23 protein-coding genes are annotated in these 19007 nt (G+C 70.0%); 14 read left to right on the top strand and 9 right to left on the bottom strand.

Going from position 1 to position 19007, the window contains the following annotated elements; genetic code table 11:
* Window positions 1–66: 66 nt before the first annotated feature.
* The 7 genes from F7R91_RS12640 to F7R91_RS12610 all read left to right on the top strand — a co-directional run bounded on the left by F7R91_RS12640 (window position 67) and on the right by F7R91_RS12610 (window position 8419).
* Window positions 67–843: an MIP/aquaporin family protein gene (locus F7R91_RS12640; protein WP_150947692.1), complete on the top strand. Its 777-nt coding sequence runs from the start codon at window positions 67–69 to the stop codon at window positions 841–843.
* A complete protein-coding gene (dhaK, locus tag F7R91_RS12635) occupies window positions 840–1838 on the top strand; it encodes a dihydroxyacetone kinase subunit DhaK (RefSeq protein ID WP_150947690.1) in 999 nt (332 codons plus the stop codon). Before F7R91_RS12640 ends, dhaK (F7R91_RS12635) begins: the two co-directional genes overlap by 4 nt.
* 136 nt (window positions 1839–1974) lie before the next feature.
* Window positions 1975–2640, top strand: a complete 666-nt coding sequence (gene dhaL, locus F7R91_RS12630; protein WP_225320619.1) for a dihydroxyacetone kinase subunit DhaL — start codon at window positions 1975–1977, stop codon at window positions 2638–2640.
* Window positions 2637–4322 carry a phosphoenolpyruvate--protein phosphotransferase gene (locus tag F7R91_RS12625; protein WP_150947689.1) on the top strand — a complete coding sequence of 562 codons (1686 nt, stop codon included), beginning with the start codon at window positions 2637–2639 and terminating at the stop codon, window positions 4320–4322. The genes dhaL (F7R91_RS12630) and F7R91_RS12625 overlap by 4 nt, the downstream gene beginning before the upstream one ends.
* Window positions 4323–4385: 63 nt before the next feature.
* Window positions 4386–5378, top strand: a complete 993-nt coding sequence (gene dhaK / locus F7R91_RS12620; RefSeq protein WP_150947687.1) for a dihydroxyacetone kinase subunit DhaK — start codon at window positions 4386–4388, stop codon at window positions 5376–5378.
* Between the two features lie 45 nt (window positions 5379–5423).
* Window positions 5424–6077, top strand: coding sequence for a dihydroxyacetone kinase subunit DhaL (dhaL, locus tag F7R91_RS12615; RefSeq protein WP_150947685.1), 654 nt, complete (start codon window positions 5424–5426; stop codon window positions 6075–6077).
* 251 nt (window positions 6078–6328) lie between these two features.
* A complete protein-coding gene (locus F7R91_RS12610) occupies window positions 6329–8419 on the top strand; it encodes a sensor histidine kinase (protein ID WP_150947684.1) in 2091 nt (696 codons plus the stop codon).
* A gap of 409 nt (window positions 8420–8828) precedes the next feature.
* Here F7R91_RS12610 and F7R91_RS12600 read toward each other — a convergent pair whose 3' ends face one another.
* From F7R91_RS12600 to F7R91_RS12590, 3 genes are read right to left on the bottom strand one after another with little or no spacing between them, the layout of a single operon-like run.
* A complete protein-coding gene (locus F7R91_RS12600; RefSeq protein WP_150947682.1) occupies window positions 8829–9629 on the bottom strand; it encodes a methyltransferase domain-containing protein in 801 nt (266 codons plus the stop codon).
* Complete coding sequence (locus F7R91_RS12595; protein WP_150947680.1) at window positions 9626–9856, bottom strand: zf-HC2 domain-containing protein; 231 nt, start codon at window positions 9854–9856, stop codon at window positions 9626–9628. The genes F7R91_RS12600 and F7R91_RS12595 overlap by 4 nt, the downstream gene beginning before the upstream one ends.
* Window positions 9853–10443, bottom strand: coding sequence for an RNA polymerase sigma factor (locus F7R91_RS12590; RefSeq protein WP_150947678.1), 591 nt, complete (start codon window positions 10441–10443; stop codon window positions 9853–9855). The genes F7R91_RS12595 and F7R91_RS12590 overlap by 4 nt, the downstream gene beginning before the upstream one ends.
* 139 nt (window positions 10444–10582) lie before the next feature.
* On the opposite strand from F7R91_RS12590, the gene F7R91_RS12585 reads away from it, so the two are divergent.
* Entirely contained in the window at window positions 10583–11407 is an 825-nt protein-coding gene (locus F7R91_RS12585; RefSeq protein ID WP_150947676.1) for a methyltransferase domain-containing protein, read from the top strand.
* Between the two features lie 246 nt (window positions 11408–11653).
* A complete protein-coding gene (locus tag F7R91_RS42660; protein ID WP_225320618.1) occupies window positions 11654–11920 on the top strand; it encodes a hypothetical protein in 267 nt (88 codons plus the stop codon).
* A 258-nt stretch (window positions 11921–12178) separates the two neighbouring features.
* Here the strand turns inward: F7R91_RS42660 and F7R91_RS12575 are convergent, their stop codons facing one another.
* Window positions 12179–12505, bottom strand: coding sequence for a GYD domain-containing protein (locus tag F7R91_RS12575; protein WP_150947674.1), 327 nt, complete (start codon window positions 12503–12505; stop codon window positions 12179–12181).
* Between the two features lie 191 nt (window positions 12506–12696).
* Here F7R91_RS12575 and F7R91_RS12570 point away from each other — a divergent pair, with 191 nt between their 5' ends.
* From F7R91_RS12570 to F7R91_RS12560, 3 genes are all read left to right on the top strand, one after another.
* The gene (locus tag F7R91_RS12570; RefSeq protein ID WP_150947672.1) at window positions 12697–13065 is read left to right on the top strand and encodes an STAS domain-containing protein; all 369 of its coding nucleotides are present in this window, start codon (window positions 12697–12699) and stop codon (window positions 13063–13065) included.
* Between the two features lie 173 nt (window positions 13066–13238).
* Window positions 13239–13646 (top strand): SseB family protein, encoded by a 408-nt coding sequence (locus F7R91_RS12565; protein WP_150947670.1) that lies wholly within the window; start codon window positions 13239–13241, stop codon window positions 13644–13646.
* Between the two features lie 397 nt (window positions 13647–14043).
* Window positions 14044–14619 carry a hypothetical protein gene (locus F7R91_RS12560; RefSeq protein ID WP_150947668.1) on the top strand — a complete coding sequence of 192 codons (576 nt, stop codon included), beginning with the start codon at window positions 14044–14046 and terminating at the stop codon, window positions 14617–14619.
* 108 nt (window positions 14620–14727) lie between these two features.
* Here the strand turns inward: F7R91_RS12560 and F7R91_RS12555 are convergent, their stop codons facing one another.
* Window positions 14728–15135, bottom strand: a complete 408-nt coding sequence (locus tag F7R91_RS12555) for a hypothetical protein (RefSeq protein WP_150947666.1) — start codon at window positions 15133–15135, stop codon at window positions 14728–14730.
* A 364-nt stretch (window positions 15136–15499) separates the two neighbouring features.
* Here F7R91_RS12555 and F7R91_RS12550 point away from each other — a divergent pair, with 364 nt between their 5' ends.
* Both F7R91_RS12550 and F7R91_RS12545 read left to right on the top strand, forming a co-directional pair.
* Window positions 15500–16195, top strand: a complete 696-nt coding sequence (locus tag F7R91_RS12550) for a hypothetical protein (RefSeq protein ID WP_150947664.1) — start codon at window positions 15500–15502, stop codon at window positions 16193–16195.
* 117 nt (window positions 16196–16312) lie between these two features.
* On the top strand, window positions 16313–16606 hold the full coding sequence (locus F7R91_RS12545; RefSeq protein ID WP_150947662.1) for an SCO5918 family protein: 294 nt from the start codon (window positions 16313–16315) through the stop codon (window positions 16604–16606).
* An 846-nt stretch (window positions 16607–17452) separates the two neighbouring features.
* Here F7R91_RS12545 and F7R91_RS41990 read toward each other — a convergent pair.
* From F7R91_RS41990 to F7R91_RS12525, 4 genes are all read right to left on the bottom strand, one after another.
* On the bottom strand, window positions 17453–17602 hold the full coding sequence (locus F7R91_RS41990) for a hypothetical protein (RefSeq protein ID WP_191971465.1): 150 nt from the start codon (window positions 17600–17602) through the stop codon (window positions 17453–17455).
* Between the two features lie 145 nt (window positions 17603–17747).
* A complete protein-coding gene (locus F7R91_RS12535; RefSeq protein WP_191971464.1) occupies window positions 17748–18176 on the bottom strand; it encodes an STAS domain-containing protein in 429 nt (142 codons plus the stop codon).
* A gap of 168 nt (window positions 18177–18344) precedes the next feature.
* Window positions 18345–18668, bottom strand: a complete 324-nt coding sequence (locus F7R91_RS12530; protein ID WP_150947660.1) for an SCO5918 family protein — start codon at window positions 18666–18668, stop codon at window positions 18345–18347.
* Entirely contained in the window at window positions 18632–18979 is a 348-nt protein-coding gene (locus tag F7R91_RS12525; RefSeq protein WP_408056026.1) for a CBS domain-containing protein, read from the bottom strand. The genes F7R91_RS12530 and F7R91_RS12525 overlap by 37 nt, the downstream gene beginning before the upstream one ends.
* Window positions 18980–19007 lie beyond the last annotated feature (28 nt).

The following is a 19007-nucleotide window of genomic DNA, read 5'->3' as shown; positions in this document are numbered from 1 at the left end:
TTCACAGCCCGCTCCACGCGGAGGAGGTGAGACGCCCAAGCCGCCGCTCGGCGCTGGGCGCCTTCCATGGAAGAAAACACTTATCCACAGAAGCTTCTGGCCGAGATGCTGGGCACCGCGATGCTGGTGTTCATAGGCGTCGGCTCGGTCCCCGCAACGCTCATCGTCGGCGGCGACGCCCCGTTCACCATGGCGCAACTGGGCATGATCTCACTGGCGTTCGCCACCGTGGTCATCGCGATGGTCTACGCGATCGGCCACATATCCGGCTGCCAGATCAACCCGGCCATCACCCTCGCCCTCGCCGCGACCGGGAAGATGCCCTGGCGGGACGTCCCCGGTTACATCGCGGCCCAGGTGGCCGGAGCGGTGCTCGGCGCGCTGGCCATCGTCGGAGTCCTGGGGAAGAAGGCGGTCGACGTCGGCCTCGGCATCGCCGCCTACGGCACCGGAGTCGGCGCAGGCCAGGCGTTCTTCGCCGAAGCAGTGGGCACCTTCATCCTCGCTTTCGTCGTCTTCGGCGCCATCGACCGCCGCGCCGCCGGAGGCTTCGCCGGTCTGGCCATCGGCCTCGGCGTGTTCGCGATCATCATCCCGGTGGCGCCGGCCACCGCGGCGTCCATCAACCCGGCCAGGACGCTGGGTCCGATGATCACCGGCGAGCTTTTCGACGGCACCGTCCACTGGGACCAGCTGCCTGTCTATCTGGCCGCCGAGGTGCTCGGCGCGGTCGCCGCCGGCGCCCTCTACACCGTCCTCAACGCCCACCGCACGGCAGCCGCCGCAGGCGCGGCCGGGAACCAGGTGGCCGAACCCGCTTCTGCCGAAGGAGCCCTGTCGTGAAGAAGTTCATCAACGCCCCTGAGGCAGTGCTGGCCGAGGCGCTGTCCGGGATTGCCGCCGCCCACCCGGAGCTGAAGGTCGACGCGGAGAACAAGGTGATCTCCCGCGGCGACGCCGGCAGAAGAGGCAAGGTGGCCCTGGTCTCCGGCGGCGGTTCCGGGCACGAGCCACTGCACGGCGGCTTCGTAGGCCTGGGCATGCTGGACGCCGCCTGTCCCGGCGAGGTGTTCACCTCGCCCGTGCCGGGCCAGATGCTGGCCGCGGCTCAGGCCGTCGACGGCGGCGCGGGCGTGCTGTTCATCGTGAAGAACTACACCGGCGACGTCCTCAACTTCCAGATGGCTGCCGAACTGGCCGCCGAGGAGGGCATCACCGTGGAGACCGTCCTGGTCGACGACGACGTCGCCGTCAAGGACTCCACCTGGACCGCCGGGCGCCGGGGCACCGGGGCCACCGTCTTCGTCGAGAAGATCGCCGGAGCGCTGGCCGAGCAGGGCGCCGGCCTGGCGGCCGTGGCGGAGATGGCCAAGAGGGTGAACGCCGCCTCCCGCTCGTTCGCCGTCGCACTGACCGCCTGCACCACACCCGCCTCCGGCAAGCCGGGCTTCGACCTGCCCGAGGACGAGATGGAGGTCGGCGTCGGCATTCACGGCGAACCCGGACGGCGTCGCGAGAAGCTCCGACCCGCCAAGGAGATCGTGGCCACCGCCCTGGACGCCATCCTCACCGACCAGCCCCTCGACACCGGTGACGAGACCATCGTCATGGTCAACGGCCTCGGCGGCACCCCGCTCATCGAGTTGTACGTGGTCTTCAACGAGGTTGCCGCCGCACTGGCGGACAAGGGCGTGGTCGTCGCCCGCAACCTCGTCGGCAACTACGTGACCAGCCTGGACATGGCGGGTGCTTCCCTCACGGTGTGCAGGGCCGACGCCGACATGCTCTCCCTGTGGGACGCGCCCGTGAACACCCCGGCCCTGCGCTGGGGCAGCTGAACCGAGCCGGGGGCGGGGCCACGCGCGACGCGAGGGCCGGGCCGGGGCCTTCCCGCTGTCCGCCCGCCCGGACCGCATCCCTCGCGTCTTCCCCCCGCCCCCGGCTCATCCACCGCCGACCAGCCCCGTACCGACCATGACGACCAGCCCCGTACCGACCATGAACGGAGACTCCGTGGACACCGACCGCGCCCGCACCTGGGTGCAGGCCATCGCCGCCGCCGTGGACCAGCACAAGGACCACCTCACCCAGCTCGACTCGGCCATCGGCGACGCCGACCACGGCACCAACATGCACCGCGGCTTCTCCGCCGCCACCACGGCCGTGGCCGCCATGGAGCCGGACACCGTCGGAGCCGCACTGATCACGGCGGGCACCACCCTCATCTCCACCGTCGGCGGCGCCTCCGGACCGCTCTACGGCGGTGCCTTCCGCGCCATCGGCAAAGCCCTGGACACTCCCACCGCCGGCACACAGCAGCTCGCCGCCGCACTCGCCGCCGGCCTGGCGAGCATCCAGAAGCTCGGCGCGGCCGCACCCGGCGACAAGACCATGATCGACGCCTACGCCCCGGCACTGGCCGCCTTCCAGCAACAGGCCGGCGCCGGCGCCGACTTGGCTGCCGCAGCCACAGCCGCCGCGGACGCCGCCGAAGTGGGCATGCGCTCCACCACCCCGATGCAGGCACGCAAGGGCCGCGCCTCCTACCTCGGTGCCCGCAGCATCGGCCATCAGGACCCAGGCGCCACGTCCACCGCCCTTGTCTTCCGGGCCCTCGCCGAGACGCTGGGGGCCCGATGACCAAGCGTCGCACCTACACCGGCCACGCCGCCGCACCCGGCACAGCCCTCGGCGTCGTCCACCGCACCGACCGGCCACCCACCACAACGGCGCTGCCTCACCGCGCCGGTGGCGACCCCGAACAGCAGATCACCGACGCCTTCGACGCCGTCGCCGCCCGCCTGCTCGACCTGTCCGCCTCGCTGCGTGAACAGGGCGAGGACGAGCAGGCCGACATCATGGAGGTCAACAGCTGCATCGCCCAGGACCAGGATCTGCGCGACCAGGCCGTCAAACGAGCGAACGACGGCCAGCCGGTAGCCGATGCCATCCGGCAGGCCATCGACGCGTACGCAGGAATCATCGCCGCCCTGGACGACCCCACCCTCGCCGAACGCGCCGCGGACATCCGCCAGGTCGGCCGCCGCGTCCTGGCCCACCTCCACGGCGAGACGGGCCCCGCCACCGACCAGCCCCTCGTCCTGATCGCCCAAGAGGTCGGCGCCGCCGACCTGCTGGAACCCGGCCGGACGGTGACGGCCGCCCTCTCCGTGACCGGCGGCCCGAACTCCCACGCTGCGATCGTCGCCCGCTCGCTGGGCATCCCCTTCCTCCTGGCTGTCGACCCGCAGCTGCTCGAACTGCACGACGGGCAGGAGATCCTGATCGACGCCGATCAGGCCAGGGCAGTCGCCGGCCCCGACGACGAGGAACGCACCAGAGCCCTGCGAGCGATGGAGACCGCCCGAACGCGCAGGCTCGCCCTCGCCGAAGAGCGTCATCTGCCCGCCGAGACACTCGACCGGCACCGCATCGTGCTGCGGGCCAACGTGGCCACCCCCGCCGAGGCCCGCGCGGCCCTCACCACGGGTGCCGAGGGTGTCGGCCTGCTCCGCACGGAGCTGCCCTTCCTCAGCCATCCCGCCTGGCCCACCCGCGAGCAGCACGCGGCCACCCTCCTCCCCGTCCTGCGCGTTCTCACCGGACGGGTCGTCACCGCCCGCACACTCGATTTCGCCGACGACAAACTGCCGCCGTTCCTCGCCCGCCTCCAGGGCGCGCGGATAGGCCGCGGCCTCCCCCTCATGCTCGCCCAACCCGACGCCTTCGCAGACCAGTTCCGCAGCCTGCTCAGTGCCGGAGCCGACACCGACCTGCGCATCATGATTCCCATGGTCGCGAGCGTCGACGAACTTCGTGCCTGCCGACGCCTCCTTGAGGCAGCAGCCACCGAAGCCGGCGTCCCGATGCCACCCCTCGGCATCATGATGGAACTCCCGGAAGCGGTCGCGGCGGCAGACGACCTCGCCCGCGAAGCCTCCTTCTTCTCCATCGGCAGCAACGACCTCACCTGCCAGATCCTGGACCTGGACCGGCGCGATCCCACCGCCGCCCCCGCCATGGCGGCACACCCCGCCGTACTCGACGCCATCGCCCGCGTCGTCACCGCCGCCCACCGCCACGATCGTCAGGTTTCCGTCTGCGGTGACGCCGCCGCACACCCCCTCGTGACACCCCTCCTCATCGGCCTCGGCTGCGACAGCCTCTCGGTCGGTCCCGCCGCCCTCGACGAGGTCCGGGCCCGCATCCGCCGGCTGCGCCACGACACCTGTGCCTCCTTGGCCGCCGTCGCCCTGACCCGCGAAAGCCCCGAAGAGGTCTGGCGACTCGTCGAGCAGTGCTGCCCGCCGTCGCTGCCCTGATCCGAATCGCGCACGTGGTGATGTCCGCCGACAGCCTTGGCCAGTTGAGAAGGTGCTTCAACCGTGAAGAAACTCATTAATTCGCCCGACGAGGTTCTCGCCGATTCCCTCGTCGGTGTGGCCGCTGCGCACCCCTCGCTGACGGTCAACTCGTCCGACCGCTACATCGCCCGCGCGGGCGGGCCGACCCCTGGAAAGGTCGGCCTGGTGTCAGGTGGCGGATCCGGACACGAGCCGCTGCACGGTGGCTTCGTCGGGTACGGGATGCTCGATGCGGCCTGTCCTGGTGAGGTGTTCACCTCGCCTGTGCCGGACCAGATCCTCGCCGCAACGCGGGCCGTTGACGGCGGGGCGGGGGTCCTGCACATCGTGAAGAACTACACCGGCGACGTACTGAACTTCCAGATGGCCGCCGAGCTGGCCGCCGACGACGGCGTACGAGTGGAAGGCGTCGTGGTCAATGACGACGTCGCCGTGGAGAACAGCACGTGGACGGCGGGCCGACGGGGTACCGGGGCGACCGTGTTCGTGGAGAAGATCGCCGGTGCGGCCGCCGAGCTGGGTGCGGACCTGGGCACGACCGCGGCTTTGGGCCAGGCGGTCAACGACCGGTCCCGATCCTTCGGTGTCGCGCTCACGCCGTGCACGGTGCCCGCGTCCGGCAAACCCGGTTTCGAGCTGGGCGAGGACGAGGTCGAGCTGGGCGTCGGCATCCACGGCGAGCCCGGTCGCGCCCGCGGCAGGCTGGCCTCCGCCAGGGAGCTCGTGGGCGTCGCACTGGACGCCATCCACGCCGACATGCCGCTCTCGGGCGAAGTGCTCGTGATGGTGAACGGTCTGGGCGGCACCCCGCTGATCGAGCTGTACGTGGTGTATGCCGCGGTTGCCGAGTGGCTCGCCGGCCATCGCGTGTGGATCACCCGCAACCTGGTCGGCAACTACGTCACCAGCCTGGAGATGGCCGGCTGCACGATCACGGTGTGCCGGCTCACCCCACAGCTCACCCACCTGTGGGATGCCCCGGTCGTGACCCCCGCACTGCGCTGGGGACGCTGAGCGGCCGACCACCGACGACAGACCGTACGAGGGAGAGGGACGACGATGGACGCGAGCATGTTCCGGGCCTGGATCCACGAGGCCGCCCGATCGGTGACCAAGAACGCCGATCATCTGACCCGCCTCGACTCCGCTGTCGGCGACGCCGACCACGGCATCAACATGCGCCGTGGCCTGCAAGCGGCGGTGGCGATGCTGGACGAAACCCGCCCGTCCACACCCGGCGCGGTGCTCGCCACCGTCGGCCGGGCATTGATCAGCAAGACCGGCGGGGCCTCAGGACCGCTGTACGGCACCGGGTTCCGGCAGGCCGCGCGCACCCTGGGAGAGGATGCCGACGTCTCCGCTGCACAACTCGGTGCGGCGTTGGCGGCAGCCCTCACCGGCATCCAGCGGATCGGCGCGGCGCTGGAGGGAGACAAGACGATGATCGACGCCCTCAGCCCGGCCGTGACCGCCTACCAGGCCGTCATAGACACCGGCGGCGACCTGACCAACGCCACCCGCGCGGCGTCCGACGCCGCCGCGCGGGGCCTGAAGCAGACCGCCGAAATGCAGGCCCGCAAGGGCCGCGCGAGCTATCTCGGCGCCCGTACCATCGGCCACGAGGACCCCGGTGCGGCGTCGACCGTCCTCATCCTGTCCGCCCTCGCGACCATCTGCTCGGCGGGCGAGCGGCACGCGGACGGTAATCCGTGATCCCCCTTGCATGGTCGGCCGGCCAACGGCCGCCGAGGGCGACCTGCCGTCGGCGGGGCCAACAGCTCTGAAACCGATGGGTAGTTCGCGTCCACAGGCACCTGCCGGAGGACGCAGGAGGCCATGGCCTCAGCCATCGACAGTCATCGACGTCACGACAAGCGCACTCGCGCGATGAGCGGAGCGTCCGCGGTGCGTGGACGCCCCCAGAATCGCGCACGTTCAATGGCGGGGAGAAGGTGCGACGGCAAGTGCACAGACAACGGGCCGACAACCAGAGGGGGTTCGCCCCGAGCAACTGGAGTGTGCGCACCCAGCTGCTGGCCGTGGTGATCATCCCGATCGTCACCGCGCTCGTACTCGGCGGTCTGCGGATCGGATCCGCCGTGCGGAACGCACAGGACATCAACAACGTCCGTCAGCTGGTCCGTGTCGTCGACAAGGGCACGGGGCTGTTGGAGGAGATCGAGGACGAGCGCGATCTCACCGCCCTCTACGTCGCGGCCGGGCGTACGGGCGACACGAGCCGACTCGACACGCAGCGCTCCAAGTCGGACGCGGCGCTCGCTCGCGTCCGTGCCGAAGCCGCCCGGATCCACCGCGGGACGACCCCCGTCCTGGCCACCCGGCTCTCGGTGCTCGATGCCTTTGGCGGGAAGGTGGCGTCTGTGCGCACCATGGCAGCCCGGTCGAACATGCGCTTCCCGTCGGTGGTCATCGCGTACACGGCGTTGATCGCCGAGCTCACCCGTACCCTCGACCTGCTCACGCCGGACATCGCCCACCAGGCCCTTACCGCGAGGGCTGGTGTGCTGGAGACCTTCGCCCAGGCAACGGAGAAAGCCTCCCAGCAACGCGCACTCCTCGGCGGCGTACTGACCCAGGGACACTTCAATGCGAACGAGGCCCAGAGCCTGACCCTCGCAGGCCGGCAGCAACAGGCATTGATCGACCAGTTCCTGTCCAGTGCGCCGCCGGCCCAGCGTCAGTTCTACGAGCGCACCGTCACCGGCAGGGACATCAACAAGGTGGAGACGCTCCAGAAACAGGCGCTCTCCCATCAGGGCACCAGCAGCCTCCGCCTCGACGCCGGCACGTGGTTCGACACCATGACGACCAAGCTCGACCTGATGCGACTGGTCGAGAAGCAGCTCGTCGGATCAATTGAAGAGGAGAGCCTGCGTGAGCTGCACGAGGCCGAGCGCTCAGTGTTCATCGCCGCGCTCGTCGAGCTGATGCTTCTCCTGCTCATGCTCGGCGTGACGTACGTCCTCGTGCAGTCGATTGTCCGCCCGCTGCACACCATGCACGCCTCCACTCTCGACATCGCGCAACGCCGCCTGCCCGAGGTGGTCCGGTTGCTGCGGGGCTCCAGCGACGCGAAAGTGGAGGCCATCGAGGTCGAGCCCACGGCCGTCGGCTCGACCGATGAGATCGCCGGTGTCGCCCGCGCATTCAACGACGTCTATCGCGACTCCGTACGGCTGGCGTTCGAGCAAGCACACCTGCGAGGCCGCATCAACTCGATGTTCGTCAACCTCTCGCAGCGCAGCCAGAACCTCGTGGAACGGCAGCTGGAGCTGATCGACCGTCTGGAGAAGGGCGAGCAGGACCCCGACCTGCTCGCCAGCCTCTTCAAGCTCGACCACCTGGCCACCCGCATGCGCCGCAACGGGGAGAACCTGCTCGTCCTCGCGGGCGAGAAGGCGGGCCGCCGCTGGAGCGCCCCGGTCCGGCTCGTGGATGTCCTCCGCGCCGCCACCAGTGAGATCGAGCACTACCAGCGCGTGCAGCTGCGCGGACTGGTCACCGCGGACGTCGACGGCCGGGCAGTGAACGACATCGTTCACCTCATTGCGGAGCTGCTGGAGAACGCGACGACGTTCTCCTCGCCGGAGACACAGGTGCTCGTCACATGCCAGCTGCTGTCCGGCGGGGGCGCGAAGGTCGAAGTCCAGGACAACGGCATCGGCATGTCCACCCAGGACCTCGAGGAGGCCAACGAGAGGCTCCTGAACCCCCCAGTGGTCGACGTCGCCGTGGCGCGGCGCATGGGTACGTTCGTCGTCGGCCGGCTCTCCGGCCGCCACGGCATCCGCGTCCAGCTCCGCGGGTCGTCTCCCCACGGCGTCACAGCAGTGGTCCTGCTGCCCCAGCAACTGGTCCGGGAACACGAAGATCACATGGATCCGCCCGGACTGTCAGCCAGGTACAACGCGGAAGGACGCCTCACCGGCTGGCGCAACTACGACAGGCCCGATCAACTCGACGAGAGTGCGTCGGCCAGACGTGCGCACCGGACACGCCGTCACGGCGCCCGCCCCAGCGGCACCATGTCCTGAACGCGTCAGCACGGATGCAGCGGCGGCCCCCCGTGGGCAGTCTGAGCAGCTCAAGGTGTCACCGGACACGATCGCGGGATGGGAGACCGGGCGACGCCCCTTGACCGCCGTCCCCGTCGGCCAGATGCTCGTGCATCGCCATCGACTGATGCAACTGGGCACCCCAGCCGCCCCAACTCCAAACCCTCGCATGGGCCCCATCTGGTGCACTCGCTGCGCGGCGGGCGTCAGTGCGGGAGGCAAAGCACCGGCTCGATGACCTCACCCCACGATCACTCCAAGGGTTCCCTCGACACCGAGGCGTGCCGACTCCGGCAGCCCGCCGCGCCGGCCACAGACGGGTGACCGGCTTTCGACAACCCCGTCTCGACAACCCCGTCTCGACAACCCCGTTTCGACAACGACGTCTTCAGCCGGCACCGCGGGCGCGGACGACGACCGCCACGGCGACGGCGTGCTGCCGCTCGGGCGGTACGAGGCGCCGCATGAGGGCGATGGTGTCGGGGTCGAAGAGCGGGTACAGCGCGCAGTCGTCGATGCCGAGGGGGCGGCGGTAGGGGATGTCGATGTCCTGGAAGCCCACGCGCGCCAGTTTGCGTACGACGTCCGCCTCCGCCAGCGCGCCGGCCACACAGCCGGCCCAGGCGGCGGGACGGGTGAGGATCTCCGGGGGCAGGTCCTCCTGGCGCACGGTGAGGTCGGAGACACAGAGCCGTCCGCCGGGACGCAGGACGCGTGCGCATTCGGCCATCACCCGTGCCTTTCGGGGCGACAGGTTGATCACGCCGTTGGAGATGATCAGGTCCACGCTGGCGTCGTCGAGGGGGATGGCCTCCACTTCGCCCTCCAGGGGCTCGACGTTCGCCAGGCCGGCCTCGGCCGCGGCGTGCGCGGTGCGCGTGAGCATCTCCGGCAGGAAGTCCAGGGCGACGACCCGGCCACCGGGGCCGAGACGGCGGGCGGCGAGGATGGTGTCGATGCCGCCGCCGCATCCGAGGTCCAGGACGGTGTCGCCGGGGCGGATGTCGGCGAAGCGCAGGTGGTTGGCGACCCCGAGGGAACGGGTGACGGCCGACGGCGGCACTCCGGCCAGCTCCTGCGGGCTGTACAGGGCTCGCGCGACAGCCTCGGTCGTCGGCGGGACGTGCCGGTAGGCGTCGCGGACCAGCTCCTTGATCTCCGCGCTGTGCATCAGGTCGCCGCCGCTCATGGTCCCAGTTCCTCCAGCGTGCCTCGAAGACGTGCCAGGACGTCCGGCGGGACGTCCTCGCGCTCGGAGTCGGCCAGGAACCGCCGCAGTGCGACGGCGAACTCCAACTCGCCGCAGCAGCGCAGGCACAGGGCGAGGTGCTCCTCCATCTCCTGTCGTTCGTCATGGCCGACGGTGGCGTCCAGGTACGCCCAGAGCCGGTCCACCGCTTCGGAACAGCTGATCACCGCACGCCCTCCTTCAGCAGCCCGTGGGTCTGCGCGTAGTCCCACATGCCCTTCTCGAACGCCTTGCGGCCTCGTTGCAGCCGCGAGAGCACGGTGCCCAGCGGCACCTGGAGGAGCGTGGCCGTCTCCTTGGCCAGGTAGCCCTCCATGTGCACCAGGACGAGCGGGATGCGGTAGATGTCCGGCAGGGCCAGCAGTACGGCCCGGACGTCGTCCCGGCTGAAGCCGTACAGGAAGTCGAGGTGGACCGAGTCCGAGTACGGGAACGGGTCCTCGTAGGCGATCTTCCGGTAGAGCGAGAAGCCCTCGGCTTCCCTGTCGTCGAAGTCGACCGGTTCCGGCTGACGGGCGCGGGCGCGCAGGCGGTCGTGACAGCAATTGACCAGGATGGTCTTCAGCCACGCCGCACCAGCGCCCGGGTCGTGCAGCTGCTCGTAGTGCTCGAGCGCCTTCACCATGCAGTCCTGTACGGCGTCCTCCGCCTCGCTGCCCACCAGCACGCGGGCGAGCGCGTACAGGCGCGGGAGCTGGTCCCGCACCAGTGCCCGGAAGTCTTCCCGTTGCCGGGACGTCTCGGTGACCGGCATCGATGCCACACCACGCAGACGCTTCTGCGGTCGGTATTTATTGCATTCTCCCGGAATGCAATAAGACCGGCGAGCCGGTCCGTCCGAGGAAGTGCCGTGCACCGATCAGGTGCCGAAGAGCGGGAAGCGAGGCAGTGCCATGACTGAACCGCTGAGCAGTTCCACGACTGAGCCGCTGGCCCGCGCGCCGGACATCCGAGAACTGGAGACGAAGGTGAAGGACCTGTACCAGCAGGTGGCCACCGCTCCGGACGGAGCCTTTCACTTCGAGCTGGGCCGGCCGCTGGCGGAGCGGCTCGGCTACCCCGCAGCCGTACTCGACGGACTCCCCGCCGAGGCCGTCGAGTCCTTCGCCGGCGTCGGCCACGCCCTGGACCTGGCGGCGCTCCAGCCGGGTGAGCGGGTGCTGGATCTGGGCAGCGGCTCCGGCACGGACGCCTTCTGCGCCGCGCTCGCCGTCGGCCCGGCAGGCCGGGTCATCGGGGTCGACTTCACCCCTGCCCAGCTCGACAAGGCCCGCCGTCTGGCGCGCGACGGCGGCTTCGACCGGGTGGAGTTCCGCGAGGGCCGCATCGAGGAACTGCCGGTCGCGGACACCGAGGTCGACTGCGTGATCTCCAACGGGGTGATCAATCTGTCCCCGGACAAGCCGCGGGTCTTCTCCGAGGCGGCCCGCGTGCTGCGCCCCGGCGGCCGTCTTGCCGTCGCCGACCTCGTCACGGAGCGGCCGCTGGGCGACGCGATCACCGCCCAGGCCGACCTGTGGGCCTCCTGCATCGCCGGTGCCGCCCAGGAGGACACCTACCGCCACATGATCGAAACGGCCGGACTGCGCGTCGAGCGCACCTGCCCGAACCCGTACGACTTCCTCAGCGAGCGGGCCCGCAACGCCAGCGCCCGCTACGGCGTCAAGAGCATCTCCCTGCTCGCCGTCAAACCGCGGACCCCAGGAGGCGTGTCATGACCACCATCGCCCACCACCGCACGGCCGGTCCGGCCATGGAGTCCGCGGGCGCCCTTCGGCTCGGCTCCGGCCTGATGGCACTGGCCGGCGCCGCGTTCGTCGCCTACGCGGTGATCTTCTTCGTACGGAACTTCACCGGCTCCTTCCTGGAGCTCGGCATCGACCGGGCCGAGGCCGGAACCACCAAGGCCGGCATCCGCGCCTTCAGCGGACCTGTACGAGTACATCTCGCACCTCCACGTCGCCGTGTCCGGGTTCATCGCCGCGGCCGGGCTCGCCGTGACGGCGCTGGCCTGGTTCGGCGTGCGACGAGGCCTGCTGTGGGCCTACGTCACCGCAGTCGCGGTCCCTGTCCTCGGCCTGGCGGTGGCCCTGCCCGCCCACTACCCCTACAACCTCGACACACTGGGCCACCTCGGCCTGATCTACCTGGCCACCGCCGTGTTCGTCATCGGCGCCGCCATCGCCCTCAAGCCCCTGCTGGCCGCCCGGGCGCATTCACCCGAACCGTGACGTCCACCCGGCAACGTTGTACTGCCGGACCCGTGCTCGATCATGCGAGGAACATCGCCAAGGCTGTCGGCTGAGGGCATGTCAGACGGCTTGTGCCGTCCACAGGCCCGGGCGGGACGGCCGGCCCGACGCGATGGCGAGGAGATTCCACTCGGAGCTCTCAGCTTGGGCAGCTGCGGTCGCTTGCGGCCAGTCTGAGCGCTGACCTGTGCGAACGGCTGGTAAGGGCTGATCAGCCCGGGCTAGGCATGGGACGGTCTACGCGCCAGGAGCCCTGTACTGGACTTGCTCGGCTTTGCGCAGGGCTTCCACTGTTTCATCGACGGTCAGGAGAACAGTCGTCTCGAACGAGCTGAGCGCGCCGCCTCCACTGATCGCCAGGGCAACCGCTGCCATGGACACGTTGTCGGGAGCCTCCCACAGGTTGTAGCCGTCGTGCGTGCCGAAGGCGTACCAGAAGCCGTGGAGCTTCCCGCCCACGGACTCGATGTACGACTGAGCGGCCTTTGCGCGGTCCTCGGGGTGGCCGATCAGCCTCCCCCAGGTCTCCGGCGTGTAGCTGAATCTCGATAGATAGAGCGGCATCGTGTCTCCCTTTCGTTCATCAAGGGATGCCCCACGGGGTGAGGAACGCGCCGGAGGTGGCCCGCGTATCCCCCGAACGGCCGGGGACGATGACCGGCATGGCCACTGCCGCCGGGTGAGCGACCCAGGTCAGTCGTCCCTGCGGGGGGTCCAGTCGGCCGTCGGTGCTCGACCGAAGGCATACTGGCGACATGAGCCCGGTTGGCGAAAGTGGCGACAAGCCGTCTGAGCAGGGCCCTGTTCCTGATCGGGTCGGCGTGGTCCAGTACGAGTGCAACGGGGCCTGGGTCGTCGTCGCTCACGGCACCTATGACATGAACTTGATCGCGCCCCTGGTCGAGGCGCTGGAGGCCGCCGCCGAGAAGCACTCACGTGTGGTGGTGGACGCCTCCGGCCTCAACTTCGCGGATTCGACGTTCCTGAACCTGCTCCTACGCATCCATCACACCACTGAGCTGCGCGTGGTTGCGCCCGCACCACAGCTACGGCGCGTGCTGGAGCTCACCGGAGCCGATGCGGTGCTGGATGTACGGGCGACACTCGAGGACACCACGTCCTAGCCCTCCTGCCTCAGTCAGGTCGGCCAGTGACTACGCGACTCGGCGGCACACCATCCGCCGCAACAGTCCCACGACGGCCCGGCAGCACCCTCGTGCGCCGGGCTCAGCGCATGATCGGGCCGATCGCGGGTAGGCGTTGAGTCGTCTCGGGGGCGGACCTAAGGTGCGGTGTTATGACTGAGATCCCGGCAGAGGTCTTCGCATCGGTGGCGCGGAAGGCTCTGCAAGACCTGTCCAGCGCCCCGGACCTGCGGGCCCTGGAGGCCCTGGCCGGCTGTGACGTGCTGATTCCTGCGATCGGCGGGATCCGGTACACGCGTAACCGCAGTGAGCTCGTGCGGCTGGTGCTGCCGGTGATCGAAAGCGTCTACGACGCCCCCGCGGTCATGGTGTTCACCTCGGAGGAGCGGCTGTTCCAGGCCTTCCCCCTGGTGCCCTGCTACCGGCCTGTCACCCTGCGGGACCTGGCCTCTCGCTGGCCGACCGACGAGGTGGTGCTGGTGATCGACGCCGGGGACGAGGACGAGCTGACCCTGTCCGCGCACAATGCGCGGTGGCTGCTCGGCCGCTGCCTCGTGTGACCGCCAGGTATGGACAGCCGCCGCGCACTCCGCGAGCGTGGTGAAGTCGTCCTCGCGCAGGCCGGTTCGCGGGCTGACGTGGTGGACCAGTGCGGGCCCGGGATGGTGGCCGGCCACGAACTCCTCATCCCGCCTGGGTCTGTTCGCCGTCCAGCCGAGCGACAGGAGCGGCCGCCGGCGGACGCCCCGATCGCCTCCGTCCGTGGGCTGGCTGCACTCGGGGCAGGCCGGCGCGGTGGTCCGTGCCCCGAGCTGGACCGAGGTGACAGGGCACGCGACCCGGCCTGGGCACAGGCTTCCCGGCTCACCTACGATCGACAACGGGTAACGGATCCAGCTTGTCCTGTTCCCTGCTGGGAGTGCCCCGCAGGAGCCCCTCGTACCCCAGAATGCCTCAATGGGTAACGGCATGATTGCGCTCGTCGTTGCGGTAGTCGGTGTGGCAGGAACGCTTCTTGCTCCGATTCTTTCGCAACGTCTACTGGCCCGGTTCCAAGGCCAACAGTTCGAACGTCAACAGCAGGCCGCTCATGCCGGCTGGCTCCGCGAACAGGAGAAAACCGCGCTGGCAGAGCGCAGGGCCTGCTATGTCATGACAAACGCGGCTTTTCGGCGCTTCCGAATCCAGCTCATGGACTACTTGTGGCACCTGAACCGTGGGACTGCCGATACAGAGACGCGGGCCGAGTTGGCCGCTGCCCGTGACGCACACAATGCTGCGTTCGCCGAAGCCCAGATGGTCGCTTCCGCAGCAGTACTGACTCACCTCGACGACATGGTCACAGCACTCCATGCTGCGTATGTGAAGATCGTCTACCTGGAGAGAGGCGATCCACGTGCCGATGGATCGCCTGAAGACATAGACAGGGAGCTTCGCGAACTCGGGGACCGCTCGCATGAGATGCGCAGCGTCATGCGTGCCGACATGGGGATCGACGCGCCGTCTGCTGTCCCGGGTCAACAGAGCCTCTGACCTCTTCGAGCGGCGTAGCGTCGAGGCGGCCGACGCTGAAGTAGGGGACTGTGTTGCGGACTACCGTCGCCCGGGGGTGCAGCTGCTGGGACTGAGGTCGGTGGAGTCTCATGCCGAACGTCGGCTTGAGGTAGTTGCGGTGATGCCTTCGGTCCGCTCGTACGACGTCTCGTCGAGCTCCGCGACACCGAGCCAGCGGTCGAGCAGGAAGGCCGAGGTCACTTCGCGCTTGGGGTGACGTTGCTCGTCGATCTGGTGGAGGAGCTTCGTGCGGACCTTCTCGGCTTCGGCCTCCGTCTCGGCCTGCTCGTGGAGGTACACATCCTTCTTCGTGAGAGGGTCACGCCCGGCGTACACCCGGACCTGGAAGCCGGACCCGTTGGGGCGGATGCTGCCGCGCTGACCAGCCGATGACGACGGTGCGCAGGCCATCAGCTTGGGAAGCGACGGCGCTGGGGCAGCCGGAGCGCTTCTGACCTGGGCATACGTGCTCTGGCGGGGCGCCTGGGAGCGCACGATCGCACCGTAGTCGACCGTGGTTCACCGATCCCACGGGCCCGCTATGGGCACGCTGAGGGCACAGCACCGAGGAACGATGTCGGGAAACGACAGTCGGCGTGCCGCTTCGACGGGCTCCTGGCCCGACTCGGCTCAATCACCTGGCCGACGGGGGCGCTTCGCCGGTGCACATTCCTCCGCCGAAGCCGCTCCCTTGCCGGCTTCCGGGTCCCTCCGGGTTGATCGCTCTCGCCTGCCATGTCGTCGGGCGTAGGCTCGAGGGCACCGAGGGCGCCTCGTGTGCCGGCTCACGCGCCGGTGCCGTTCTCGGCGAACGACGACGCCGGGCCGGACCCGTCCGGACCCGGAGCAGGGTTCGCCCATGACCGTGAACACGCCGGACCGCCCGGAGACCGCCCACCCCGGGACACCGGGGCGACGACCAAGGCTTCCCGAGGCGCCGCCGCAGCGGCGCCGGCCGGGGCCCTCACCCGAGCAGGGCGAGTTCGTCCGTCCGCTGACCCGGCGCCAGATCGACGACCGCATGCGAGAGCTCGGCGAGCTGTACACGCACACCTCGTTCAGCCAGGTGCGGGCCTCGGACGCGTCGAACCAGGACCGGTCCGCCGCATTCCGGCGACGGCTCGCGGGCCACATGCGGTGGCCGGGGTTCGAGCTGCTCGTGGCGGAGACCGCCGGCCCCTCGGGCGTCGTCGTCCTCACGGCATGCGCCTATGGCTTCCCCGTGCGCGGCGACGGGCCCTCGTGGGACGGTCTCGACGGGTACCTCCCGGAGAGCCTGCTGCGCGTCGCCGCCTTCGGAAGGCTCTTCGCGATCGCCGACATTCTCGTCGAGCGACGGGTACGCACCCAGGACCAGAGCCGCGAGTGGAACCTCGCCCGGCGCCTGCAGAAGCGGCTGCTGAGCGATCACCCAGCCGCGCTCGGTGTCACGCTGGTCGACCGTGACAACTCGGACACACTCGAAGCACTGCTGTCCTGGGGCTGGCGCTGCCTGTCGACCGAGGCCCGCGAGGCGTCTCATCTCGCTCCCAGCCGACTTCTGGTGCTCCGCTGACCGGCGACCGGCGGGCGCGCCCTGTCCGTTCTCGTTTGACCGGCACCCGCGTGGACCGCCCTGCCGGCCGTTCGTGTTCCACCCATCCCGGATCCGTCCCGACCTTTGTGAGGCACCATGCGCTGTGTGATCGCCCGTTACCCCTTCGACCTGTCCAAGGCCGAGGTGGAGATGTCGATGGAGAACGTCCGGCCCGAGCCCGCGACGGGGGAATGTGTCGTCATCGGGGAACGGGTGTACCCCGTCAAGCAGGTGGGAGTGGTGATCACCCGCCAGGACCCGCGCGACTTCACCGCCGTGGAGATGGTCCGGGCACTGGTCCGTCTCGGCTTCACCTGCCGGACCGCACCTCAGCAGCCCTCGCCCACGCCCGGCCTGTCGTACGGTTCCGTCGACCGGTTGCTCGGCTGACCCGTACGTCCGCCGCGATCCGGCCAATCCGGGACGCCGCCCTCCTCCGCGCCGCCCGCCCGCGCAGGTCACCGCACCCGCGCCGGGCCGACGCCGAGTTCCCGCCGACGGGGGCGGCGCGACCGGTGGCGCGAAGCCTGCGGTCGCCCGACCGCCGGCCGTCCGGTGTGCTTCGACCGCTGCGGGGTAACCGGCCCGCAGCACCGGCACGCCGTGACATACGCGACCGACGGGTCCCACGGCAGCCGCACGCCGATCCAGAAACACGCACCACACACCACGCGCCACGCACGCGAAGCGACAGCGGATCCCGGAACATCACGGGGAAGCGAAGCCCGGTCCCGCGCCCGCAAGCAGACCCAGGAACAAGCGCAGGAGCAGAGGCACACCCATGCCCGTGCCGAGGCCCGCGCTGCCGTCGCTGGTCGCGGACCGGCTCACCGGGTGGTGGTCCGGACGTACCGGAGGACGGATCCTGACGGCCGCGTCCTGGCTGGCCGGCCCGCTGACCAGCCCCTCCACCCCCGACGACTACCTCGCCCTGCTGACCCGCTGCTGTCCGCTCCGGCCGGATCGTCGCCGTGCGTGCCGAGAGCCCCGTCGCGGCCACCCTGACCATCCGGCCGGCTCCAGCCCCTCTACGCCGCCCTGCTCGCGCCCGTCTTCGAGTGGGGGCATCGCCCTGTACGACCTCGAGGCGGAGGCCGTGCCGGCCGGCCGCAAGAGCTGCGGGCCTTCCTCGGCGGCCTCACCGGCCTGGCCCGTAAGGCGGTGGCCCAGTTCGCCAAGGACTGCGTCCTCTTCCCGCTGCTCGCCGGCCCCTCCGCCGTGCCCTGCCTCCTCGGCTCACGGCGACGCCCTGCGCAACATCTGGGCCCACACGGTCATCTTCTGCGGCCACTTCCCGGGAGACGTACGGACCTTCACGGACGACCAGATCGAGGGCGAGACCCGCGGCCAGTGGTACCTGCGCCAGATCCAGGGCTCGGCGAACATCGAGGGCCGCTCCCTCTTCCACGTGATGACCGGCAACCTCAGCCACCAGATCGAGCACCCCGTCTTCCCCGACCTGCCAGCAACCGCTACGCCGAGGTCGCGCCCCGGGTGCGGGAGATCTGCGCCCGGCACGGACTGCCGTACGTCACCGGGCCTCTCCGTCGGCAGTACGCGTCGATGCGGGGGCGCGTGCTGCGCCACGCGCTGCCGTAGGCGTTCCCCGCCAGGCGTCCTGGGCGCTGGCATAGGCCGGGAAGCGGCCGAGTACGCCGCCGCCGAGCAGGACGAGGTCTATGCCGCGGCTGTTGTGGACGACGCGGACCCAGCCCCGTCGGGCCCGGCAGTCGTCCCACGCTTCGCACAGCGGTCGCAGGATGCTTCCGTCCGCGAAGGTCACCTCGCGGAGATCTACGATGAGGAAGACGCGCCCGCATCCGGTGCGGGCACCCTCCAGAGCGTGCACCAGGGGTGCCAAGGTGGTCAGGTCCAGCTCGCCGCGGGCGCGCACCATCCGGCATTCGTCGAACAGTTCGGGCGTACGGAAAGGCTCGGGCGGGTCGGGATGAGCGCACATGCGCCCCATCTCCTCTGTCCGGTTGGAGCTTCAGTGTGCGCAGAGCCTCTGTTGCGCGGAACGGACTGCACGGAGAGGGCCGGGGCCAAGGGCTGCCGCGTGTCGAGCCTACTGCCGTGTGGTGCCGTCCGGCGTGTCTTTCGCGGAGGGGGCGGCGGCCGCACACCGTCACGTGTCCCGGGAGTCGGGGCTCCCGAGCGCTTCCGAGGCGGCCTGGAGGGGGCTGCGGGCGCGCTCGTCCAGGAGCGGTGCGGCCTCGGGACGGGCGTGGCAGGTGAAGCCGAGGCGGGCCATGGCCCGGGTGACCTCGCCGCTGGTGAAGTCGCGGCGGTCCTGCCGGGTGATGACCTCACCGACCTGCATCACGGGATAGCGGCGGCGGCCGATGGTCACGGAATCACCGGTGACGATCTCGGGCGTGACGCCTGCCATCGAGGCCAGCACTCCGTGCTTGGTCAGTTCGAACGGGTAGCGGGCGATGACACAGCGCATGATGCCTCACAGGGAGAAGGGGAGGGGCTGACGACCGGGCACGGTGCGCCGAGGACGTCCCGCAGCCGGACGCGGTCCGTGTAGGCGGAGCTGTCGCGGTGCACGGCGAGTTCGGCCCGGGTGACCGAGCCGGTGCTCTCGTCGTCCCCGTCGCACAGGAGCAGGTACTCCACACCGGCACCGGCCATGATGGACAGGGCCACCTCGACGGTGATGTCGTCGAACACCCGTAGCTCGACCGGGTCCAGGTGGTCGACCCGGGTTATGACGTCGGGAGTGGGCGCGTTTCGATGGGTCCGAAGCGGTGTCACAGCTGCCTCCTGCGGTACGGGCGGATCT

The organism is Streptomyces luteolifulvus (assembly GCF_008806595.1).
In the GTDB taxonomy this organism is placed as follows: domain Bacteria; phylum Actinomycetota; class Actinomycetes; order Streptomycetales; family Streptomycetaceae; genus Streptomyces; species Streptomyces luteolifulvus.
Note: the sequence above shows the minus strand (reverse complement) of the source record. Positions and strands in the feature narration are given on the sequence as shown.